The sequence below is a fragment of the Arthrobacter sp. APC 3897 genome, assembly GCF_030407495.1.
GTDB lineage: Bacteria > Actinomycetota > Actinomycetes > Actinomycetales > Micrococcaceae > Arthrobacter_B.
This window is the reverse complement of the sequence record NZ_JASDDG010000004.1, coordinates 98,649-119,281: the sequence shown is the minus strand read 5'-3', so window position 1 is coordinate 119,281 and position 20,633 is coordinate 98,649. Positions and strand designations below refer to the sequence as shown.

The 20,633-nt window shown below is 64.1% G+C and carries 15 protein-coding genes; 11 read left to right on the top strand and 4 right to left on the bottom strand.

The window, feature by feature from the left end; genetic code table 11:
- The first annotated feature begins 72 nt into the window (after positions 1 to 72).
- From QMA10_RS03705 to secA, 4 genes are all read left to right on the top strand, one after another.
- Entirely contained in the window at positions 73 to 1,026 is a 954-nt protein-coding gene (locus tag QMA10_RS03705; RefSeq protein ID WP_290166280.1) for a phosphoribosyltransferase family protein, read from the top strand.
- 128 nt (positions 1,027 to 1,154) lie between these two features.
- Entirely contained in the window at positions 1,155 to 1,883 is a 729-nt protein-coding gene (gene raiA / locus QMA10_RS03700) for a ribosome-associated translation inhibitor RaiA (RefSeq protein WP_290166279.1), read from the top strand.
- Between the two features lie 136 nt (positions 1,884 to 2,019).
- On the top strand, positions 2,020 to 3,228 hold the full coding sequence (locus QMA10_RS03695) for a crosslink repair DNA glycosylase YcaQ family protein (protein ID WP_290166278.1): 1,209 nt from the start codon (positions 2,020 to 2,022) through the stop codon (positions 3,226 to 3,228).
- Positions 3,229 to 3,319: 91 nt separating this feature from the next.
- The gene (gene secA, locus QMA10_RS03690) at positions 3,320 to 6,073 is read left to right on the top strand and encodes a preprotein translocase subunit SecA (protein ID WP_290166277.1); all 2,754 of its coding nucleotides are present in this window, start codon (positions 3,320 to 3,322) and stop codon (positions 6,071 to 6,073) included.
- A gap of 24 nt (positions 6,074 to 6,097) precedes the next feature.
- Here secA and QMA10_RS03685 read toward each other — a convergent pair whose 3' ends face one another.
- Positions 6,098 to 6,703, bottom strand: a complete 606-nt coding sequence (locus QMA10_RS03685; RefSeq protein WP_290166276.1) for an Rv3235 family protein — start codon at positions 6,701 to 6,703, stop codon at positions 6,098 to 6,100.
- A gap of 85 nt (positions 6,704 to 6,788) precedes the next feature.
- The gene (locus QMA10_RS03680; protein WP_290166275.1) at positions 6,789 to 7,514 is read right to left on the bottom strand and encodes a LysM peptidoglycan-binding domain-containing protein; all 726 of its coding nucleotides are present in this window, start codon (positions 7,512 to 7,514) and stop codon (positions 6,789 to 6,791) included.
- A 224-nt stretch (positions 7,515 to 7,738) separates the two neighbouring features.
- Between QMA10_RS03680 and QMA10_RS03675 the strand changes: the two genes are divergently transcribed.
- Positions 7,739 to 8,290: a hypothetical protein gene (locus tag QMA10_RS03675; RefSeq protein WP_290166274.1), complete on the top strand. Its 552-nt coding sequence runs from the start codon at positions 7,739 to 7,741 to the stop codon at positions 8,288 to 8,290.
- A 28-nt stretch (positions 8,291 to 8,318) separates the two neighbouring features.
- On the opposite strand, the gene QMA10_RS03670 is transcribed toward QMA10_RS03675, so the two are convergent.
- A complete protein-coding gene (locus tag QMA10_RS03670; RefSeq protein WP_290166273.1) occupies positions 8,319 to 8,552 on the bottom strand; it encodes a helix-turn-helix domain-containing protein in 234 nt (77 codons plus the stop codon).
- A 219-nt stretch (positions 8,553 to 8,771) separates the two neighbouring features.
- On the opposite strand from QMA10_RS03670, the gene QMA10_RS03665 reads away from it, so the two are divergent.
- The 4 genes from QMA10_RS03665 to QMA10_RS03650 all read left to right on the top strand — a co-directional run bounded on the left by QMA10_RS03665 (position 8,772) and on the right by QMA10_RS03650 (position 17,213).
- Entirely contained in the window at positions 8,772 to 9,419 is a 648-nt protein-coding gene (locus QMA10_RS03665; protein WP_290166272.1) for an SAF domain-containing protein, read from the top strand.
- Positions 9,416 to 10,780 carry a chromosome partitioning protein gene (locus QMA10_RS03660; RefSeq protein WP_290166271.1) on the top strand — a complete coding sequence of 455 codons (1,365 nt, stop codon included), beginning with the start codon at positions 9,416 to 9,418 and terminating at the stop codon, positions 10,778 to 10,780. The genes QMA10_RS03665 and QMA10_RS03660 overlap by 4 nt, the downstream gene beginning before the upstream one ends.
- Before the next feature lie 85 nt (positions 10,781 to 10,865).
- Entirely contained in the window at positions 10,866 to 15,710 is a 4,845-nt protein-coding gene (locus QMA10_RS03655; protein ID WP_290166270.1) for an NAD-glutamate dehydrogenase, read from the top strand.
- A 21-nt stretch (positions 15,711 to 15,731) separates the two neighbouring features.
- Positions 15,732 to 17,213, top strand: coding sequence for a PAS domain-containing sensor histidine kinase (locus tag QMA10_RS03650; RefSeq protein WP_290166269.1), 1,482 nt, complete (start codon positions 15,732 to 15,734; stop codon positions 17,211 to 17,213).
- Positions 17,214 to 17,344: 131 nt separating this feature from the next.
- Here the strand turns inward: QMA10_RS03650 and QMA10_RS03645 are convergent, their stop codons facing one another.
- The gene (locus tag QMA10_RS03645) at positions 17,345 to 17,593 is read right to left on the bottom strand and encodes a WhiB family transcriptional regulator (protein WP_104052537.1); all 249 of its coding nucleotides are present in this window, start codon (positions 17,591 to 17,593) and stop codon (positions 17,345 to 17,347) included.
- A 247-nt stretch (positions 17,594 to 17,840) separates the two neighbouring features.
- Between QMA10_RS03645 and QMA10_RS03640 the strand changes: the two genes are divergently transcribed.
- Positions 17,841 to 18,278 carry a hypothetical protein gene (locus QMA10_RS03640; protein WP_290166267.1) on the top strand — a complete coding sequence of 146 codons (438 nt, stop codon included), beginning with the start codon at positions 17,841 to 17,843 and terminating at the stop codon, positions 18,276 to 18,278.
- 261 nt (positions 18,279 to 18,539) lie between these two features.
- Positions 18,540 to 20,600 (top strand): acyltransferase family protein, encoded by a 2,061-nt coding sequence (locus tag QMA10_RS03635; RefSeq protein WP_290166266.1) that lies wholly within the window; start codon positions 18,540 to 18,542, stop codon positions 20,598 to 20,600.
- Positions 20,601 to 20,633: the final 33 nt, after the last annotated feature.

Genomic DNA, 20,633 nt, shown 5'->3' with positions numbered 1-20,633 from the left:
CGTGCGCGCGGCCTGTCCACCGACTGTTGTTTGCGCCCGGATTCGGCGCAAAAGTTGCCCAATGCTGGGCGGATGAACGTGTTTTCCCGCCTTCCGAATCTGGCCCGCAGCGCCGACCGGTGGCGGCTTCACCCCTGGGCAGCCGCGGCCGGGACTGCATGGGCAGACCTGCTGGCGGTGCTCCTGCCGACGGCGTGCGTGGTGTGCGGGACTGCGGACTGCTCGCTCTGCCCCGGCTGCCGCCGCACCGTTCGGCGCAGCGGCACACGCCCCTACTATGCGCAGGACGGTGCAGAGATGCTTCCCGGCGTTGAAAACGCCGCGGACGGCGTCTGCTGGCTCGACGCCGACGCCCCGGAGCTGCTCCCGGTCACCGCGGCCGGCCGCTACGCGGGCAGCCTGGCGAGGGTACTCCTTGCCTACAAGAACCACGGTCACACTGACCTCGCCGGTGTGCTGCGTCCAATGCTTGCCGGTGCGCTCCACCAAGCCGTAGCTGACGCCGGCGGCTTGACGGGTTCCGGCAACACCGGGCTGGTCCTGGTCCCGGTCCCCGCCACGGGCCGTGCCCGGCGCCGGCGGGGCTATAACCCGCTGGGCATGCTCCTCTCCGCGCTCCGGTCCGGAAGCCTCCTGCCGGCGGGTACGGCAGTGGAACCGCTGGTCACATTCACTGTCCGGCGTCCCCGGCAGCTTCTGCGCCCCTCCGCCCCGTCCGCCGCGGCAGCCGGTGCGCGAAGCCAGAAATCTCTGGGCAGAAGCGGGCGCCGCAGGAATGTTTACGGAACTATGACGGCCGGGGAGAGTGGTTCGCTGGCCGGAATTCGGTGCCTGGTCATCGATGATGTCCTCACTACGGGGGCCACCATCGCAGAAACCACCCGTGCCCTCAGGGCTGCAGGAGCGCGCGTCGAGGGCGCCGTTGTGCTGGCCGCAACCACAGCGCCCTCATGTGACGCATCTAACACACGGGAGGAGTGTAATCCAGATCCGGACACCTCGCGTAATCGGAATGTCCGGAGGTGAATAACGACCGGCAGTGATCTAACGTGTTGGTATGGACAGCTTCAAGAAGCGGAGCTGTCCTGCGGCAGCGGTCGCAAGGGTTTTGGCAGCGGCCGTTGCTGTGTCACCGAAATCTATTGGAGGGCACCATGGAATTCATGATCAGCGGACGCAACGTTGCAGTATCCGACCGGTTCCGGGAGTATGCCGAAGAACGCATCGCCAAGGTGGAAAACCTGGCGAACAAGGTCCAGCGTGTGGATGCGCGCGTGACCAAGCAACCCAACGTCCGTGAGGCCGACAGCTCTCTTACCGTGGAATTGACCGTTGTGGGGCGCGGACCCGTGGTCCGGGCAGAAGCCACCTCCGGGGACAAATTCGCAGCCTTTGACCTTGCCTATGCCAAGCTCCTTGAACGCCTGCGCAGGGCCAGTGACCGCCGCAAGGTCCATCATGGCCGTCATACCCCGGTAGCTGTCAGGATTGCCACCGCGGACCTGGACACTGTCAACACCAGCGAGCCGCTCCATGTGCAGCTGGAGAAAACCGCCGCTGAGGCTGAAGCCTTGGCCGATGCGGTGAACGAAGAGAACGAGGCCGCGGAAACTGCGGATGACTGCCCTGTATTGATCCGGCGCAAGGTTTTCCCGGGTGCCCCCATGAGCCTTGACGATGCCGTGGACAATATGGAGCTGGTCGGCCACGATTTCTACCTTTTCGTGGATTCCGCCACCGGAGCACCGTCGGTTGTGTACCGGCGCCGGGGCTGGACCTACGGCGTGATTACCCTCGACTCCCGGTGCGCGGAGGGCACGGAGGACATCAAGGAGGAAATCCGGCCTTACCGCGCGTCGGAAGGAACCGCAAAGACCGCATGATGAGCGGCGCGCCTGACAGGCGCCCGGCACCTTGACGCGGAAAAGGCCTCCGGAGCAGATGAACGCTATGACTGTCCATCGCCCGGAGGCCTTTTGGTGCCCGGAGCCGCCGCCCCCATGGACCTAGGATGAGCGTATGACAACAACCCTCACGCTCAGGCAGGCGCGGCTGGCAGCGCTGGGGGCGCAGGGGCTGGCCCGGGGACGGCCGGCAAAACCTGCCGCCGGATCAGTTGAGCGGACGCTGCAGAGGCTGCAGCTGCTCCAGATCGACTCCGTGAATGTTCTTGCCCGAAGCCACTATCTGCCCCTTTTCTCACGGCTTGGACGCTATGACACCGCCGTACCGGACCGGCTTTCTTCGCAGGCGCCCCGGCGGATGACGGAGTACTGGGCCCACGAGGCCAGTTACATCCGCCCCGAACTTTTCGCTGACCTTCGCGCGGTCCAGCGGCGGGTGTGGATGACGGCGCACTCCCTGCCGGCAGAGGTCCGGGACCGGCTGAGTCATGACATCATGGCAGTCCTTGACGGCGGCCCGCCGCTGACGGCCCGGGAAACCGCACGCAGGCTTGGCGGGGAAAAGACCGGGGACTCCGGCAACTGGGGCTGGAACTGGAGCGCGTCCAAGCGCGTGCTGGAGGACCTCTTTGCTGCCGGGACCCTCAGCTCAGCCGGGCGCACGCAGCAGTTCGAGCGGCTGTACGCGCCCACTGCCCGCGTCCATCCCGCCGGAGAAGCTGCACTGGAAGCCTCGGATCCCCGGGAAGCGGTGCTGCGCCTGACGGAGCTGGCAGCCCGGGCACACGGCGTGGGTTCCGTGCGCTGCCTGGCCGATTATTTTCGGCTTCCGCAGCGGGAAACGGCCACCGCCGTCGCAGACCTGGTGCGTTCCGGGACGCTGCGCCGGGTGGATGTGGCGGGGTGGAACACACCGGCGTACCTGCACACTGACGCCGTCATTCCGCGCCGCTCCGCGGCCCGTGCCCTCCTGAGTCCTTTCGATTCCCTGGTGTTTGAGCGGAACCGGCTCGAGGCCCTCTTCGGTTTCCGCTATCGCCTGGAAATCTATACCCCGCCGCCGAAGCGCCGGTATGGCTACTACGTGCTGCCGTTCCTGCTGGGAGAACAGATAGCTGCCCGCGTGGATCTTAAAGCGGACCGCTCCGGCAGGGCCCTGCTGGTGCAGGCCGCCCACCGTGAACCGGAAGCACCTGCCGGCACAGCCGTTGAGCTTGCCGCAGAACTACGTATGATGGCAGATTGGCTGGGGCTTGAGGACGTTATTGTAAAACCGTTGGGGAACCTCGCAGAGGAACTGAAACTGGCAGTATGCCGGGAATAGCCCCGCTGCGGGAATTCCGGCACCTCGCCAAACGTCTCTCACGTAGACTGGGGACGCCAGAATTAGGCAACACTAGATTGGGAGCAAATCAGTGGCATCACTACTCGAACGGGTTCTTCGTACAGGCGATAAGAAGACGCTGAAGACGCTGCGCAACTACGCCGATGCGATCAACGTGCTCGAGGACGAGTACAGGGGCATGTCCGACGCAGAACTCCGCGGGGAGACGGAACGCTTCAAGGAGCGGTACGCCGACGGCGAGAGCCTGGACGATCTGCTGCCGGAGGCCTTTGCCGCTGTGCGCGAGGCCGCGGGCCGTACCTTGGGAATGCGCCACTTCGATGTCCAGATGATGGGCGGGGCTGCCCTGCATCTGGGCAACATTGCCGAAATGAAGACCGGTGAGGGTAAAACCCTTGTGGCAACGGCACCTGCCTACCTGAACGCCCTGACCGGCCGCGGCGTCCACATTGTGACCGTCAACGATTACCTGGCCGAATACCAGTCGGACCTGATGGGCCGTGTCTTCCGCTTCCTGGGCATGACCAGCGGCTGCATCCTGTCCAACCAGGACCCCGCCACCCGCCGCGAGCAGTACAACGCGGACATCACCTACGGAACCAACAACGAGTTTGGCTTCGACTATCTCCGCGACAACATGGCCTGGAGCGCCGCCGAGCTGGTCCAGCGCGGCCACCACTTCGCGATCGTCGATGAAGTGGACTCCATCCTGATCGATGAGGCCCGCACACCGCTGATCATCTCCGGTGCAGCGAGCGGAGACGTCAACCGCTGGTACACCGAGTTCTCCAAGGTGGTGCAGCGGCTCACCCTGGACACCGACTATGAGGTGGACGAGAAAAAGCGAACCGTTGGTGTGCTGGAGTCCGGCATCGAGAAGGTCGAGGATTACCTCGGGATTTCCAACCTCTACGAGTCCGCGAACACGCCTCTGATCGGTTTCCTGAACAACGCCATCAAGGCGAAGGAACTCTTCAAGCGGGACAAGGACTACGTGGTCCTCAACGGTGAGGTCATGATCGTTGATGAGCACACCGGCCGCATCCTCGCAGGCCGGCGCTACAACGAGGGCATGCACCAGGCCATCGAGGCCAAAGAAGGCGTGACCATCAAGGCCGAGAACCAGACGCTGGCAACGGTCACGCTGCAGAACTACTTCCGGCTTTACGAAAAGCTTGCAGGCATGACCGGCACGGCCGAAACCGAAGCCGCCGAATTCATGAGCACCTACAAGCTGGGCGTGGTGCCGATCCCCACAAACAAGCCCATGGCGCGCATTGATCAGTCGGACCTGATCTACAAGAACGAAATTGCCAAGTTCGACGCCGTTGTCCAGGACATCGCCGAGCGCCATGCCGCGGGCCAGCCGGTGCTGGTGGGTACCACGAGCGTGGAAAAGAGCGAATACCTCTCCAAGCAGCTGGCCAAGGCCGGCATCCGGCACGAGGTCCTCAACGCCAAGAACCATGCGCGTGAAGCCGCAATTGTGGCGCAGGCAGGCCGCAAGGGTGCCGTCACGGTAGCCACCAACATGGCAGGCCGAGGCACCGACATCATGCTTGGCGGAAACGCCGAGTTCAATGCCATCGCCGAGCTGGAACGGCGCGGCCTGGATCCGAACGAGAATCCGGAAGAGTACGAGGCAGCCTGGCCCGATGCCCTCGAAACGGCACGCGAAGCCGTGGCTGCCGAGCAGCAGGAAGTCATCGAGCTGGGCGGCCTGTATGTGTTGGGCACCGAACGGCACGAGTCCCGGCGCATCGACAACCAGCTGCGCGGACGGTCCGGCCGCCAGGGCGACCCGGGGGAGTCGCGCTTCTACCTCTCGCTCACCGATGACCTGATGCGCCTGTTCAACTCCGGTGCCGCGGAACGCATCATGAACAGTTCCTCGATGCCCGACGACGTCGCCCTCGAGTCCAAGCTGGTTTCCAAAGCCATCCAGAACGCACAGGGACAGGTGGAGGGACGGAACGCCGAGCAGCGCAAGAACGTCCTGAAATACGACGACGTCCTGAACCGCCAGCGTGAAGCCATTTACGGCGACCGCCGCCGGATCCTGGAAGGCGATGACCTGCAGGAGAAAATCGGGTTCTTCCTTGAGGACGTCGTCACCTCGATCGTCAATGAAGCAACCGCCGAGGGGCACGGGGACGATTGGGACTACGAGCAGCTGTGGACCAACCTCAAGACCCTGTACCCGGTGGGACTGACCATTGACGAGGTCATCGAGGAAGCCGGCGGACGGTCCAAGGTCACCCGAGAGTTCCTGCAGGAAGAGATTCTCTCCGACGCGAGGCTTGCCTACCAGGCACGCGAAGAGGCGCTGGGCGCACCCGCGATGCGTGAACTGGAACGCCGGGTGGTTCTGTCGGTGATTGGGCGCAAGTGGCAGGAGCATCTCTACGAGATGGATTACCTGAAGGAAGGCATTGGCCTGCGGGCCATGGCTCAGCGTGATCCCCTGGTGGAATACCAGCGCGAAGGGTTTGTCATGTTCCAGACGATGACCGAAGCGATCCGGGAGGAGAGCATCGGTTACCTGTTCAACGCCGAAGTGAAGGTCAACCAGCCGTCAACAGAGGTCCCGGCCGCGCTGGCCGGCCTCAAGGACGGCCGCGGCGTCGTCGGACAGCCCACCATTACGGCAGCCGGCCTGGAGGAACCGCAGCGCCCGGCCAGCCTCCAGTTCTCAGCTCCGAACAGCGAAGGCGGAGTGGAAACCCGTGTGGAGCGGGCAACCTCTGACAAGCCTGCGAAGCCGGAAAACCAGTCACGGAAGGGCGGAACCTCCGCTCCGAAGAAGAACAAGCGCCGCAAGTAGGTCCTGAAGCTCTCCGGGGGCCGGTCAGCCGATCTCCAGGGCCGTGATCTTCCAGAGTCCGCGCCGCAGCTCTATTCGCAGAGCGGCCGCGCGGACTCTGTTTTGTTCTGCCGCCACGACAGCGGCTTCGTAGATCCCCTCCGATACGGGGCAGAGCCGGCAGCCGCGGATCACCACCTGCCGGTGCAGGCGCACCGGAACGGTGGCGGGAGTTCCTCCCCGGGGGTTCCTGCGGTTCGCAGCGGCAGCTTCCCTGCTGCGCACCAGGTTTGCCCGCAGCTGGAGCCTTTCGAAACTCTCCGGATCCAGCCACCGAACCATTTGCTGCAGCGGACGGGTTCCGCCGAGCACTTCCAATGCGGCCTGCGTGACGGATCTTGCGATCGCGTCCACCCGCGCGTCATCAACCGGGTCGCTGTGCCAGTGATCCTGCTCCGGGGGATCCGGAGGCGGCACCGACCCGGAAAGCTCAGGCTGCACGGGCCGCGGACGCAGCTTGACCGGCGGCGCGCCCAGCGGCGCATGGCCGGTTACCGGAATCCGGTGCACCGTGAGCGGACGGGGTGCTCCGGAGGCGGCGGCCAGGTGGCCGGCTTCTTCCTGGACGGGAAACGTGATCACGGTGGTCATGGGACTGTCCTTTCCTGCAGGCTGCTCCGGGGAGCGGCAGTGGCTGGATGTACGTCGAAACTGGCGGGTCGCTCAACCGTGCTTGTTACTGCCCGGGATCTTCCGGGACTTCCGGGACTTCCAAAACCTGGCCGGGGAGAATCAGGTCAGGGCGATCGCCGATGACCGTCCGGTTGACCTCATACCACCGGGGCCAGTGGGCAGCGATCCGGGCATCAGCCGCGAGTGGTCCGAGCTGGGCCGCAGCCAGGCTCCAGAGGGAGTCGCCGGCCTGGACCGTGGTCTGCGCCGGGGTGTCAGCCCGGCCCGGGCGGATGAAAACGTTCTCCGCGGACGGCACTTTTCGCGGCTTCCAGTGCGGGGAGGGCGGCTCGCCGTCCTGTCCTGCGTCCGCTGCGGCACTGGAACCGGCAGCCGGTGCCGAGATGCTCTGTGCCGGGCTGTCCGGTGCGAAGGATTCGGCTGCAGAAGCCGCTCCCATTCCGGAAACCAGGTTCAACCCGATCGCGGCTGCGGCCAGCCGTTTCATGAACGAGGGGGCCAAGGCCCCGGCGGCTGCGGCAGCTGCCGCATGCCCGGCCTTCTGCAGAGCTGTGGAAACAACAGCCAGGATTAGTCCAAGACTCCACCACAGCGCGACGGCCAGGCCGGCGGCGGCGGCAGCGAATCCGGCGGCCTCCTGCAGGGAGGACACGGAACCCCTGAAGAGGGTTGCCGGGTCCGGCCGGGTTGCCAGGCCAGCCCAGATCAAGATGGCTGCTGCAATGCCGACGGCCGCAAAAGTCATCAGGTCCTTTCCATGGTTACGCAACGTGCTGCCTTCCTTCCGCCGGTTCTAACCCTGGAGCACCCGGTTCTTGGGTGCTTTTGGAGCGATGTGATGCTTTTTGATGCAGTTTGACGTTGTTTGATGTCAATAACTTCGTTTGGTGGGACTTGTCTACATGTCGGGAGGCAGCGTGTCTAGGGTGATTTGGAGAATGTTTGTTGAGCTCTTCGCTGGGTGACACTGATGGGAGCCGTTAGCCTGTGCCAATGCGATGGGATGCTCTTTTTGCCGATATGGAGGCCCAGCTGGCCTCCGCCCGCGATGCTGTCCGTGATTCCGAGGTGGCAGAGCGTCTTCGGACGGACTTCGCCGCAATGGAGATGTCGGGGCGCCTGCAAAGCCAAATGGGAAGGCCGCTGAAGGTGGATGTTGGACTTCCCGGGTCTTTTCAGGGGGTACTGAGCCATGTGGGCCGCGGGTGGATGGTCCTGGAAACAGGCGGACAGTCGTCCGTGATTGCCCTGAACCACGTGGTGTTTATCGCCGGAATGGACCGTTTCTCCGCTTCCGGGACACCGGCGCCCCGGTTAGGTCTCGCATCCGCGCTCCGGGGGCTCTCCCGGGACCGTGCGTCGGTACGGGTTTATCCCGCTGGACAGCAGCCGGCCGCAGCCCTGGAAGGCAGCGTTGATCGGGTCGGCAAGGACTTCTTTGAGCTGTCGCTCATACCCCGCGGAGAAGCGCGCAGGCCGGAAAACGTGCGGGGCGTTTACGTTCTTGCCCTGCAATCGGTTGCCGTGGTCTCGTCACTGCTGTAGCCGGCCGCAGGCGGCGGGGCCAGGCGGGTTACTGCTTGGCAGCGTGGACCTGGGACGCGTCCTCGCGAATGGCGGAGGCCGAACGGCGGTATGCATCGGCAATGAACTCTTCGAGCACGCGCGATTCCACCCGCCACTGGCCCCGTCCTCCAATTTGGATGGCCGGCAGCTCTCCGGAACGCACCAGGGCGTACGTCTGTGACGAGGATATGTTCAGCACCTCACCGACATCAGCCAGTGTCAGGAACCTCTTTTCATCCACGTTTCTACCTCTGTGTTTCTCTGTATTCCTCGGGCGCATGTTCCTTTTTCAGAACGCTGCCATTAGTCTCCCATCTCCGGTATCGGGATGGGCGGGTTATCCACACTTTGAACATTTCCCGCAAACACCGTGTTCTTCCGCAGATTTGTGGTTAACAATGACACCGATTGCCAATCCGGAGCTTTTGCGGCCCGGATTCCGGTGCCACCAGGGGGAAGAATGAGTCTCGCAGCAAACACGCAGGCGTCCGCGCCGCGCCTGAAAAAACCGTCATGGAAAGATCCCCGGCTGCTTCTGGGGATACTGTTGGTCCTTGCCTCAACGGCAGGTGTTGTCGGGCTGGTCGGTGCGGCGGACGAAACCACCGACGTGTTCGCCGTCGAGGACGCCATCCCGCTGGGAACCCGGGTCACCGCTGAGGACTTCGCGGTGGTGCCGGTTCGCCTCGGGGAGGTTTCAGGGGCTTATCTTCCGGCGGCCGAGGGCATTCCGGACAACATGGTGGCTTCGTCCCTGCTGAGGAAGGGTGAGCTGCTGTCCCGGGCTGATCTGGGCAAAGCGGATGAACTGGACCGGAAGCCGGTTGGTCTTCGCGTTGATGACCCGCTGCCGGCCGGAACCGAAGCCGGGTCCAGGGTTGACGTGTGGGTGTCCCTGCCGGATGAACGCAACGGATTCAAAGAGCCTCAGCAGATTCTGACGGCAGCCGAAATCTCTGAGATCAGCATTGATGAATCCGTGCTGGGGGCAAACCGCGCCACGCAGATACTGATTCTGGTCGGGGATGACGATCTCCCGTCGCTGCTCAGCGCCCAGTCCAACGGTGCCCGGATTTCGGTGGTCCTCAACCCGGCGGCCGGGTCATGAGTATTCCTGTCGTCACGGTGGGCAGCGGTGTGGGGAACCTCGTGCAGGATCTGGAACGGCTGCACGGTCCGGTCACCGTTGTGCGCCGCTGTGCTGAGCTGCCCGAGCTGATTGCGGCGTGCCAGAGCGGGATAGCACGGGCAGCCATTGTGTCCGACGACGCCGGGGAAGTCACCGCGGCCCTGGCAGAGCGGCTGGCGGCATCGGGCGTGGCGCTGCTGGTGCTTGCGGATGAGGAAGGAGCTCTTCGCCGCCTTGACGCACTGAACATTGTCCATGCGCCCCGGGGATCGGCCCCTGAAGCGCTCTCCGACCTCGTCGCGGCTGCAGTGGAAGGCCTGAAGGCCGGAGACGGCCCGGCCTATCCGGCAGATCCGGCGGCAGCCCTGGATACCTGGGCAGCGGGGGCCCACAGCGGGCACGGTTTCCCGGGGGCGGCGGGACGGGCTCCGGGACAGCGGGCGGACGGGGACAACTCGGAGCAGGCACAGGAAACCGGGGCCGGCGGCAGCCGCGTGGACGGTTCGGTGGTGGCAGTCTGGGGACCGGCGGGAGCGCCGGGCAGGACCACGCTCGCCGTCAACCTGGCAGCCGAGGCCGCGGCTGCAGGCAAAACCGTTCTCCTGATTGATGCTGATACCTACGGTTCCTCCGTTGCCGCGCATCTGGGACTCCTTGATGAATCAGCAGGAGTGGCCCAGGCCTGCCGTTTGGCGGATCAGGGACTGCTGGACGCAGACTCCCTGATCCGCAGCACCCTCAGCGTGTCGCTGAAGGGGGAGCGGCTGCTGGTGTTGACGGGCATCACCCGCTCGGACCGATGGATCGAGCTGCGTCCCACGGCACTGGGCCTGGTGGTGGAGCAGGCACGGAAGGCCATGGAACTGATCGTCATTGACTGCGGGTTCAGTCTGGAGACGGATGAAGAGCTCAGCTTCGACACCATGGCCCCGCGGAGAAACGGTGCCACGCTGCGGGCACTTGAACTGGCGGACACCATCTTTGCCGTCGGCTCAGCGGATTCAGTGGGGGTGCCCCGGCTCGTCCGGGCCCTCACCGAATTGGAATCCGCTGTACCAGGCTCGGCGCCGAAAGTTGTGCTGAACAAGGTTCGCGCCTCATCCGTGGGGCGTTCCCCCGAGCGGCAGCTGCGGGATGCGTGGGAACGCTTCGGCCCGGGAAACCCCGTGACCGCTTTCCTTCCGGCAGAGTTCGCCGCGGTTGATGCGGCGCTGCTGGCGGGGTCGGCGCTGCTGGAAACGGCGCCCTCATCGCCGCTGCGACACGCGATAGCAGCGCTCGCGAATGTGCGGGTCTCCACCAGGCGGCGTGCCGGCCGGGCGGCAGCAGCTGCAAAGTGACCTTTTCATTCTTGCGGGATAGGCTCGGGTAAGGCCATCCGCAAAGAAGCGGGTTGCAAAGAAGGCTATAACGGAGGCGTATTACATGTCGTCTGGATCCCGTATTCCGGATCTACCAGGTACCGACGATTCCCTGGATGAATTCATAGGGAACTACTACGAACATCTGGCGGGGGAAGACGCAGCCGGATATCCGCCGTCGGCACTGCAGGAAAGGGCCCGGCGCCACAGAGCGCTGGGCGCTGTTCGGCCGGAAGGCCAGGCATCCGTGGAGATGTTCGATCAGGATGATGCCAGCATCATCCTGATCGTTACTGATGACATGCCGTTCCTGGTGGATTCGGTGACCGCCGAAGTGGTGCGCCGCAATGCTGCGATCCGGCTGGTGGTGCACCCGACGTTCCTGGCCAGCCGCGACCGCGGGACCGGCGAACTGCAGTCAGTCCACCGCGTTCCTTCCGCGGCCGGTGTCTCCAGCGGAGACACCGCAGCCCTGCCCAATCTTTCCAGCCTGCTGGGCAGCCAGGACGAGACCACCCGGGTGGAGTCATGGATTGCCGTCGAAATTGGACGCGTGGGCGACGAAGCCCAGCGCACCGAGCTGGTCGAGGGGCTGCGTAAGGTCCTCGAGGATGTACGGCTGGCTGTCACCGATTGGCCGGCAATGCGAGCGAAGGTCCATGAAGTTTCCCGTTCCCTGGAAGCTGCCGGCAACGCAGGCAGCATTCCCGATATCCAGCAGGCCCGTGAGCTTCTTTCCTGGCTGGACAACGGAAACTTCACCTTCCTCGGCTACCGGGAATATGACCTCATCACCGAAAACGGCGAAGATCTGCTGCAGGTCAGCGAGGACAAAGGCCTGGGGCTGCTGAGCCGCGCCTCGGGTGCCCGCCGTGTCCAGCACCTGACCAGCGCCGGCCGGGCCAAGGCACGCGAGAAGCGTGCGCTGGTGATTACCAAAGCCAATTCGCGTTCCACCGTTCACCGTGCCGCTTATCTGGACTACATCGGCGTCAAGCGATTCGACGCGCAGGGGAACGTCAACGGTGAGCGCAGGTTCATTGGGCTTTTCTCCACCGGCGCCTATACCGGTTCGGTGCGCAACGTGCCGATCGTTCGGGACAAGGTCCGTGAAGTCATGCGCCGGGCAGGCTTTCCCGCGGATTCGCATTCAGGAAAAGACCTGCTGTCCATCCTGGAGACCTATCCGCGGGACGAGCTTTTCCAGATTGATGTGGAAACACTGCTGGAGACTGCCCGGAGCATCCTGCGGCTGCAGGAACGACGCCGTACCCGCCTGTTCCTCCGCCCCGATGTCTACGGCCGGTTCATGTCCGCGCTGGTCTTCCTGCCGCGGGACCGGTACAACACCTCGGTCCGCCTGCGCATCCAGGATGAACTGCGTTCAAGCTTCAATGCCGAATCCATCGATTTCGAAGCGAGGCTGACCGAGTCCGCCCTGGCCCGCCTCTTCTTCCGTATCCGCCTGCCGCGCGGCGTCGAGATGAAGGATCTGGACCCGGCTGCCCTGGAGCAGCGGCTGGTTAAGGCTGCGCGTTCCTGGAGCGAAGGGATCAGCGAAGTTGTCCGGGCAGAGTACGGCAGCGATGCCGAAAGGCTGGCAGGCCTGTGGGTTGAAGCCTTCCCCGAGAATTACCGGGTGGGTTATGAAGTCGAAGACGCCCTGGAAGACATTGCACGCTTTGAGGCGCGGCTGGCAGCCCCTGACTCCGCCCCCGAACTGTTTGTCTATGTCCCGGAGCGCACCGGTGTTACCGGTGATGAAGACGCACGGCTGAAGCTGTACCTTCTCGAGCCGCGCTCCCTGACGCAGCTGCTGCCCACCCTGCACAACCTGGGACTGGAAGTGCTGGACGAACGCCCCTACGAAATCCGCCGGGGAGACGGCACCACAGTGTTCCTGTACGACCTGGGACTGAAGTACCCGGCAGGGATGGATCCGGTGAAGACCGGTTCGCTGCTGGCCGAGGCCTTCCGCGCCGGCATGTCGGGAGCAAGCGAGTCCGATTACTTCGACCGGCTCATTCTCGAACAGGGACTCTCCTGGCGCCAGGTAGTCATCCTGCGCAGCTACGCCAAGTACATGCGCCAGCTGGGCAACACCAATTCCTACGGTTTCGTTGCGGGCACGCTGCGCCGAAATCCGGACGTGGCCCGGGCGCTGGTGGCCCTGTTTGAGGCCAGGTTTGATCCGGACCTGTCCGGGGAAGAGCGCCCTGCCGCCGAGGAATCGGCCCGTGCCGCGCTGGACTCGGGCCTGGAGCAGGTGCCCACGCTGGACGCAGACCGCGTCCTGCGCACCATAGCGAACCTGATCAACTCGACCCTGCGCACCAACTTCTACCAGGACAAGCCGTACGTCAGTTTCAAGCTGAACACGGCCGCCATTGAAGGCGCTCCGTTCCCGCGGCCCAAGTACGAAGTGTGGGTTTACTCCCCGCGGGTCGAAGGCGTGCATCTGCGCTTCGGCGAAGTGGCCCGCGGCGGGCTGCGCTGGTCGGACCGGCGCGAAGACTTCCGCACCGAAATCCTTGGTCTGGTCAAGGCACAGACAGTAAAGAACGCGGTGATCGTTCCCACCGGCGCCAAGGGCGGGTTCTACGCCAAGCAGCTGCCGGATCCGGCAGCGGACCGCGCGGCCTGGATGGAAGAGGGCAAGGAAAGCTACCGCACCTTCATCCGCGCACTGCTGGACATTACCGACAACCTGGTGCTGTCCGAAGACGGCGAAGAACGCGTGGTCCCGCCGCAGCGCGTGGTGCGCCACGACGGCGATGACAGCTACCTCGTGGTGGCAGCGGACAAGGGCACTGCTTCCTTCTCCGACATCGCCAATGCCCTGTCGGCCGAATACGGTTTCTGGCTCGGCGACGCCTTCGCCTCGGGCGGCTCCGTTGGCTACGACCACAAGGCCATGGGCATCACTGCCCGCGGTGCCTGGGAATCCGTCAAGCGGCACTTCAGTGAGCTGGGTGTGGACACGCAGACCGAGCCCTTCACCGCCGTCGGCGTGGGGGACATGAGCGGCGACGTCTTCGGCAACGGCATGCTCCTGTCGGACCAGACCAAACTGGTGGCGGCCTTCGACCACCGGCACATCTTCCTGGATCCGAACCCGGATCCGGCGGCATCCCATGCGGAACGCCGGCGGCTCTTTGAGCTTCCGCGTTCCTCCTGGGCGGATTACGACGCGTCGCTGATCAGCGAGGGCGGGGGAGTCTTCCCGCGCCAGTCCAAGAGCATTCCGCTGAGTCCCCAGATCCGCAAGGTGCTGGGCCTGGATGACCACGTCACCAAAATGAGCCCGCCGGACCTGCTCCGCGCGATTCTCAAGGCGCCCGTGGACCTGCTGTACAACGGCGGTATCGGCACCTATGTGAAGGCCTCCACGGAGACCAACACCGAGGTGGGGGACAAGGCGAACGACGCGATCCGTGTGGACGGCTGCGACCTGCGGGTAAAGGTGGTTGGTGAAGGCGGAAACCTGGGGATGACCCAGCGCGGCCGCATTGAAGCCGCCCGTGCCGGAGTCATTCTCAACACTGATGCGATCGACAACTCCGCCGGCGTCGACTGCTCCGACCACGAAGTCAACATCAAGATCTTTGTGGACCGGATGGTGGCTGCCGGCCGGCTGGACCCGGAAGAGCGAGCCGAGTTCCTGCATTCCATGACGGATGAAGTGGGGCGCCTGGTTCTGCAGGACAACAAGGACCAGAACATGCTCCTGCTCAACGACCGCCGCCATGTCGTTGAATGGAGCCCGAGCTTCGAGCGGCTGATGGACTGGCTCGAAAAGCATGCGGACCTGAACCGCGAGCTCGAAGCCCTGCCCTCCAATGAAGAGCTGCACGCCCGGGTGGCTGCAGGCGAGGGGCTCACCTCGCCCGAGCTGTCGGTGCTGGCTGCCTACGCCAAAATCGAGCTGACCAAGGCACTGACCAACTCGGACCTGGCCGATGACCCTTACTTCAGCGGCACGCTGCGCCGGTACTTCCCGAAGCAGCTCGTGGAGCGGTTCGAGGATCAGCTGGACACCCACCCGCTGCGCCGGGAAATTATCTCCACCGTGGTGGCCAACGACATCATCAATATCGGCGGCATCACGTTTGCGTTCCGGGTCATTGAAGAAACCTCGGCCACCGAATCCATGGTGGCCCGGGCCTTCACCGCGCTGCGGGAAATCTACGAGATCGACGGCGTCGTGGAGGAGCTGAACCATCTGCCGGCCAGCTTCCCCACGGAGAACTGGACCACCATCCATCTGGACATGCGCAGGCTGCTGGACCGTGCCGTGCGCTGGTTCATCAACCATGTGGGACGCGGAAGCTCCATCGATGAGGACATCGAAGCGTTCAAACCCGTCATGACCCCGCTTCGGGCGGACCTGCTCGAGTACCTGCAGGGAGAGGACCTGGAGCGCTTCCGGAGCGCCCTCGACCGGTCCCGCCAGTGGGAGCTCCCCGAGGATCTGGGTACGTACTGGGCTGAGCTGTTCGAAAGCTTCGGCCTGCTGGACATCGCGCTGCTGGCTGCCAACCGGGTGGACGAACCGGCCGCCAACGTCGCGGGCGTGTACTTCGCCCTCTATGAGCGCTTCGGCGTGGATGACCTGCTGGAACGGATCACCAAGCTGCCGCGCGGTGACCGCTGGCAGGCTCTGGCCCGCGCTGCGCTGCGGGATGACCTGTACTCGACGGTGGCTGACATGACGGTGGCTGCGTTGACGGCAACAGCCGGCCAGGCGGGGGATGACCCGCTGAAGCGGGTGGAATTGTGGGAAGAGCAGAATGCCGACAATTTGGAACGCGCCCGTGTCATGTTCGAAGATGTGAACAAGCTGGAGCACGAAGACATGGCATCCCTCTCGGTTGCCCTGCGTCTGCTGCGCTCCATCGTTCGACGCTAGAAACGAAAAGAAGACGAGACTGTGGCCATATTCACCGACCCCATCAAGGATCACGCCGATTTTGGACCGGGAGACGCGGAATGGCTGCACCTCTTGGTCGGCGACTGGCAGCTGGTCGCCGACCTGGCCTTCTCTGACCTGGCGCTCTGGTTTCCGGTTCCGGACGGAAGCTACGTGGCGCTGGCACACGCCCGCCCCTCGACGTCGCACACTGTTTTCCACAGTGACTTCGTCGGGGAGCGGATCCGTGCCGACCTGCAGCCGCTGGTCGACAGGGCCTGGACCAGCCAAGTCATTGAGCGTTCACCCGAAACCAACTGGACTGCTGAAACGGCCATGCGGGTGGAAGCCATCCCCTTTGTCCGCAACGGGCGGACGCTTGCCGTGGTCACCAGCCACATGGATCTTTCGTCTTCGCGGATGCCGTCACGGCTGGAGCTGACCTACCGGCAGTGCGCCTACGACCTGCTGCGGATGGGCACCCTGGGCCTCTGGCCGGACTTTGCCACACCCACCGGTTCCCGCCGCGGAGCTCCGCGGGTGGGGGACGGGCTCATCCGCATGGATGCTGACGGCGTTGTGCAGTATGCCTCGCCCAACGGCGTCTCCGCCTTCCGCCGGCTGGGGGAGATGGAGAGCCTGGAGGGGCGCGCCCTCGCGGAGATTACGACGGCGCTGCTCAAGGACCGCCGGATGGTGGACGAGACCCTGCCGCTGGTGGTGACCGGCCGGATGCCGTGGCGCACCGAGATTGAGTCCCGCGGAGTAAGCCTCTCCCTGCGGGCGATCCCGCTGCGCGACGAGAAGGAGCGCTTCGGGGCCCTGGTCCTGTGCCGAGATGTCTCCGAACTGCGCCGCCGGGAAATGGAACTGGTGTCCAAGGACGCCACTATCCGTGAAATCCACCACCGGGTAAAGAACAACCTGCAAACCGTGGCAGCCCTGCTGCGGATGCAGTCGCGGCGGATGGAGAGCGAAGAAGGCAAGCAGGGGCTGGCGCAGGCCATGCGCCGGGTCGCCACGATTGCGCTGGTGCATGAAACGCTGTCCCAGGGCCTGACCCAGAACGTGAACTTTGATGAGCTGATCGACCGCCAGTTCCGGCTTGCCGCGGAGGTCGCTTCGCCCACGCAGCAGGTGAGCACCGAGAAGGAAGGCTCTTTCGGAGAACTGCCCAGCGATTTTGCCACCCCGCTGGCCCTGGTCATCAATGAACTGGTGACGAACGCCGTCGAACACGGTCTGTCGGACCGCAAGGGGACGGTATGGCTTAGTGCCGCCCGGCAGCGGGGCGCCTATGCCGAGGAAATCCTCACGGTTACAGTGGCCGACGACGGCGCCGGGCTGCCTCCGGAGCCGCGGCGGGAAGGGCTGGGACTGCAGATTGTGCGCACCCTTGTGCAGAGTGAACTGGACGGCACCATTGAATGGTCTGCCCGTCCGGGCGGGGGAACCGAGGTCCGGATTGAAATGGGACTGGACAACGAATCGCGCAGGAGCTGAAGCCCCGGCGATCCGTGCCGGGACGGGGGAACGCCAGAGGAAAACAAGAACGGCCGCTGCTCAGGCAGCGGCCGTTCTGAAGTCTTTTGGACAATTCCGGTCCTGCGGGACCGGCAAACGTCCGTGCTGAATTACGAAGCGCGGCGTGCTCGTGCGGCACGACGCTTCAGTGCGCGGCGTTCGTCTTCGCTCATGCCGCCCCAGACGCCAGCGTCCTGACCGGTTTCGATGGCCCACTGGAGGCAGGTGTCCATCACCGGGCACCGCCGGCACACACTCTTGGCTTCTTCGATCTGAAGAAGAGCCGGGCCGGTGTTGCCCACAGGGAAGAACAGCTCCGGATCTTTGTCCAGACACGCTGCGCGGCTCCGCCAATCCATGTTAATCACAATCTCCTCTAAATAGTTGACTCCCACGTGTTTGTGAAAACATTCACGAGCAACTCCAAACGAAAGGGGCCGGCTCCGGCCCCTGATTTCCCCAGCTACTAGGATTCCACGTTACGGAAACTCAAACAAGGGTTAACCTGCCCTCAATCTGGCCAAAGGCGTGAGGGATGCGTCACAGCATCCGCTATCCGGGCCCATGGGCCGGACGCTCTCCGACTATGTCCGGTAGGGTGCCAATGTGTCAAGACCCCAAGAACCACAGCCCCCGGCCGGTCACCCGGCGTCCGTTCCGGCGGCAGTCATTGTCATTTCCGCAGTCCTCGTCCTTGAAGCAGCGGCCCTCCTGGCGCTGGCAGGCTGGTTTGTCTACAACCTCTTCACCACGGCAGCGACGTCCCTGGGCGGAGCCGTGTTCACGGCAGTCGTCCTGGCGGCCGCCGGGGTGTGGCTGCTGGTCCTCGGCCATTTCTTCTTCCGCGGCTTCCGCTGGACCCGTGCCGGAGCACTGGTTTTCCAGTTGTTCGCGATAGTCCTTGCGGTTCCCACTCTTCAGGGCGGAGTAGTCCTGACGGGCCTGCTCCTGCTGCTGCCGGCAGCCGTTGTGCTGCTGCTGCTCTTCACCCGCCCGGTGCTCGATCACACCAGCCGGGTCTCGGGCGAGCCGAAGGCCTTCTAGGAGGAGCGCCGGCAGCATCAAAGAAGCAGGTCCGGCTGTCTAGTTGGACACACGCGCAGGTGCTCCGCGGAGAGCCTGCCACAGTCCCTGATGATGTGAATACTCGCGTGTTGGTCGCCGGAACCGGGCCGGCAAGCCACTTAAAATAAAAATGGCGTGGACTGCGGACGGTCCCGCACCCGAAGTCCATGCTCAGGGCCGCCAGGCTTAGCGGGTAAGGTCTATGGCTGGAATGAATGCCTTTACTGACGAGAGGACTACGTGTCTAGGCTAGAAACGGAAACACCGCCGGTCTCCCCTGACACCCGAACTCCGTCGGCAGTCAAATCCACCTTCCGCCCCGAGGTGCAGGGACTCAGGGCCCTCGCCGTGCTGATGGTCGTCACCTACCACATTTGGTTTGGGCGTGTCTCCGGCGGCGTGGATGTCTTCCTCCTGATCTCCGCCTTCCTGCTGACCCTCTCCTTTATCCGCAAGGCGGAGGGCGGGCGGGCCTTCCAGCTGGGAAAGTACTGGCTGCACCAGTTCAAGCGGCTGCTGCCTCCCGTGGTGGTGGTGCTGCTCGGAACACTGACCGCAACGGCGCTGTTTGTTCCGCAAAGCAGATGGACCGAAATTCTGTCCCAGAGCTGGGCGTCGCTGCTCTACTTCCAGAACTGGCTGCTGGCAGCAGAATCCGTGGACTACTATGCCGCGGACCACAGCACGGCGAGCCCGCTGCAGCATTTCTGGTCACTGTCCATTCAGGGCCAGGTTTTCATCCTCTGGCCGCTGCTGCTCGCAGGTGCGGCACTATTGGCCAAAGCCTTCCGGCTCCGTTTCCGTGCCGTGGTGCTGTGGATTTTCGGTGTTGTCTTTCTCGCGTCACTGAGCTTCTCGATTGTGGAAACCTACGGGAACCAGGCGCATGCCTACTTCGACACCCGCACCCGGCTGTGGGAATTCGCGTTCGGAACGCTGCTCGCCCTGGCCCTGCCGTACCTGAAACTGCCCCGGGGCCTTCGTGTTGTCGCCGGATGGCTGGGGCTGGCAACGATGCTGAGCGTCGGCTTCCTGCTGGACGTCCAGGGCCAGTTCCCCGGCTATGTTGCGTTGATGCCGCTGCTGGCGGCTTCGCTCGTGATCGTCGCCGGGCAGACCGGCAGCCGCATTGGCGCGGACCGGTTCCTGTCCTGGAAGCCGCTGATGCGTCTTGGCGACATGTCCTACGCCTTATACCTGTGGCACTGGCCCGTGCTGGTGATCTACCTGATCTGGCGGGACCGCCAGGAAGTAGGCCCGGTTGGCGGAACGGCGATCATCGGTCTGTCCCTTATCCTGGCCTACCTGACCACCAGGCTCGTCGAACGCCCGCTTCGTTCTTCAGCCTGGGTGAACCGCAACTCGGCGCGGGCCGCTGTCGTGATTGGTTTGTGCGTCGCCCTGGTGGCGGCCCCGGTAGCAGGCTGGCAGTACGGCTTGAAGGTCCAGGCCGAGAAGCTGGAGGCCGAAGCGGTCAGGGACAACCCGGGTGCGCGTGCGCTGCTGGCGGATTTCACGGATCTCAGCGACCCGGATGCACAGCCGATTCCCCTGCTCAGCGCCCTTTCCAAGGAATGGGGTGTCCTGGAAACAGATTGCTCGGACCTCGAAATCCAGCCCTCCGACCCCGTACTGATGGAATCCTGCAATGCCTCGGTTCCACCGGCTGCCCCGGAAAAAACCATTCTGGTAATTGGCGATTCCCATGCGGAACAGTGGCTGGGCGTGCTGGAGCCTATGGCCGAGGAGCACAACTACCAAGTGGTTTCACTGCTGCTGGGTGCTTGTTCCTTCGGGGCGAGCTCTGAAAGCAGGGGCGCAGGATGCAACGACTTCAACGCTGCGGCGCTCGAGTACGCCCTGGAACTGAAACCCGACGCCGTTTTCACTGTGGCGACGGCTGCTCACCCGGTCAACGCGCTTGATACACCCGTCGACGGGCTTCCGGAGGCGTCAGCTGCCCTGCAGCAGGCGGGAATCACGGTCGTGGGTGTCCGGGACAATCCGCGGTATGCCTTCAATATGATCAGCTGCGCCGAGGCCAACGGATTGGACTCGGAAGCATGCACCGCGGATGTAAGCGAAAAGCTTTCCGACCCCCGCGACATCGCATCCTTCTTTGCGGCGGTGCCTGGCGTGGAACTCATGGACATGACGGATGTGATCTGCCCGAACGGTACCTGTGGGCCTGTGGTGGGCAACGTTTATGTCTACATGGACGACAACCATTTGACGACCACTTATACGTCTTCCATGCTCGAACAATTTGAGCAGCGGTTCCACGCAGCCGTGAACTGGTAGCCGGCAGGCCGTGTTGCCAAAAGTGCCGGTGCA

Excerpts from the sequence above, each read along its gene's own strand:
- QMA10_RS03695 (WP_290166278.1), top strand. The coding sequence starts at position 2,020 with ATGACAACAACCCTCACGCTCAGGCAGGCGCGGCTGGCAGCGCTGGGG.
- QMA10_RS03665 (WP_290166272.1), top strand. The coding sequence starts at position 8,772 with ATGAGTCTCGCAGCAAACACGCAGGCGTCCGCGCCGCGCCTGAAAAAA.
- QMA10_RS03655 (WP_290166270.1), top strand. The coding sequence starts at position 10,866 with ATGTCGTCTGGATCCCGTATTCCGGATCTACCAGGTACCGACGATTCC.
- QMA10_RS03675 (WP_290166274.1), top strand. The coding sequence starts at position 7,739 with ATGCGATGGGATGCTCTTTTTGCCGATATGGAGGCCCAGCTGGCCTCC.
- raiA (WP_290166279.1), top strand. The coding sequence starts at position 1,155 with ATGGAATTCATGATCAGCGGACGCAACGTTGCAGTATCCGACCGGTTC.
- QMA10_RS03660 (WP_290166271.1), top strand. The coding sequence starts at position 9,416 with ATGAGTATTCCTGTCGTCACGGTGGGCAGCGGTGTGGGGAACCTCGTG.
- QMA10_RS03705 (WP_290166280.1), top strand. The coding sequence starts at position 73 with ATGAACGTGTTTTCCCGCCTTCCGAATCTGGCCCGCAGCGCCGACCGG.
- QMA10_RS03645 (WP_104052537.1), bottom strand. The coding sequence starts at position 17,593 with ATGGATTGGCGGAGCCGCGCAGCGTGTCTGGACAAAGATCCGGAGCTG.
- QMA10_RS03685 (WP_290166276.1), bottom strand. The coding sequence starts at position 6,703 with ATGACCACCGTGATCACGTTTCCCGTCCAGGAAGAAGCCGGCCACCTG.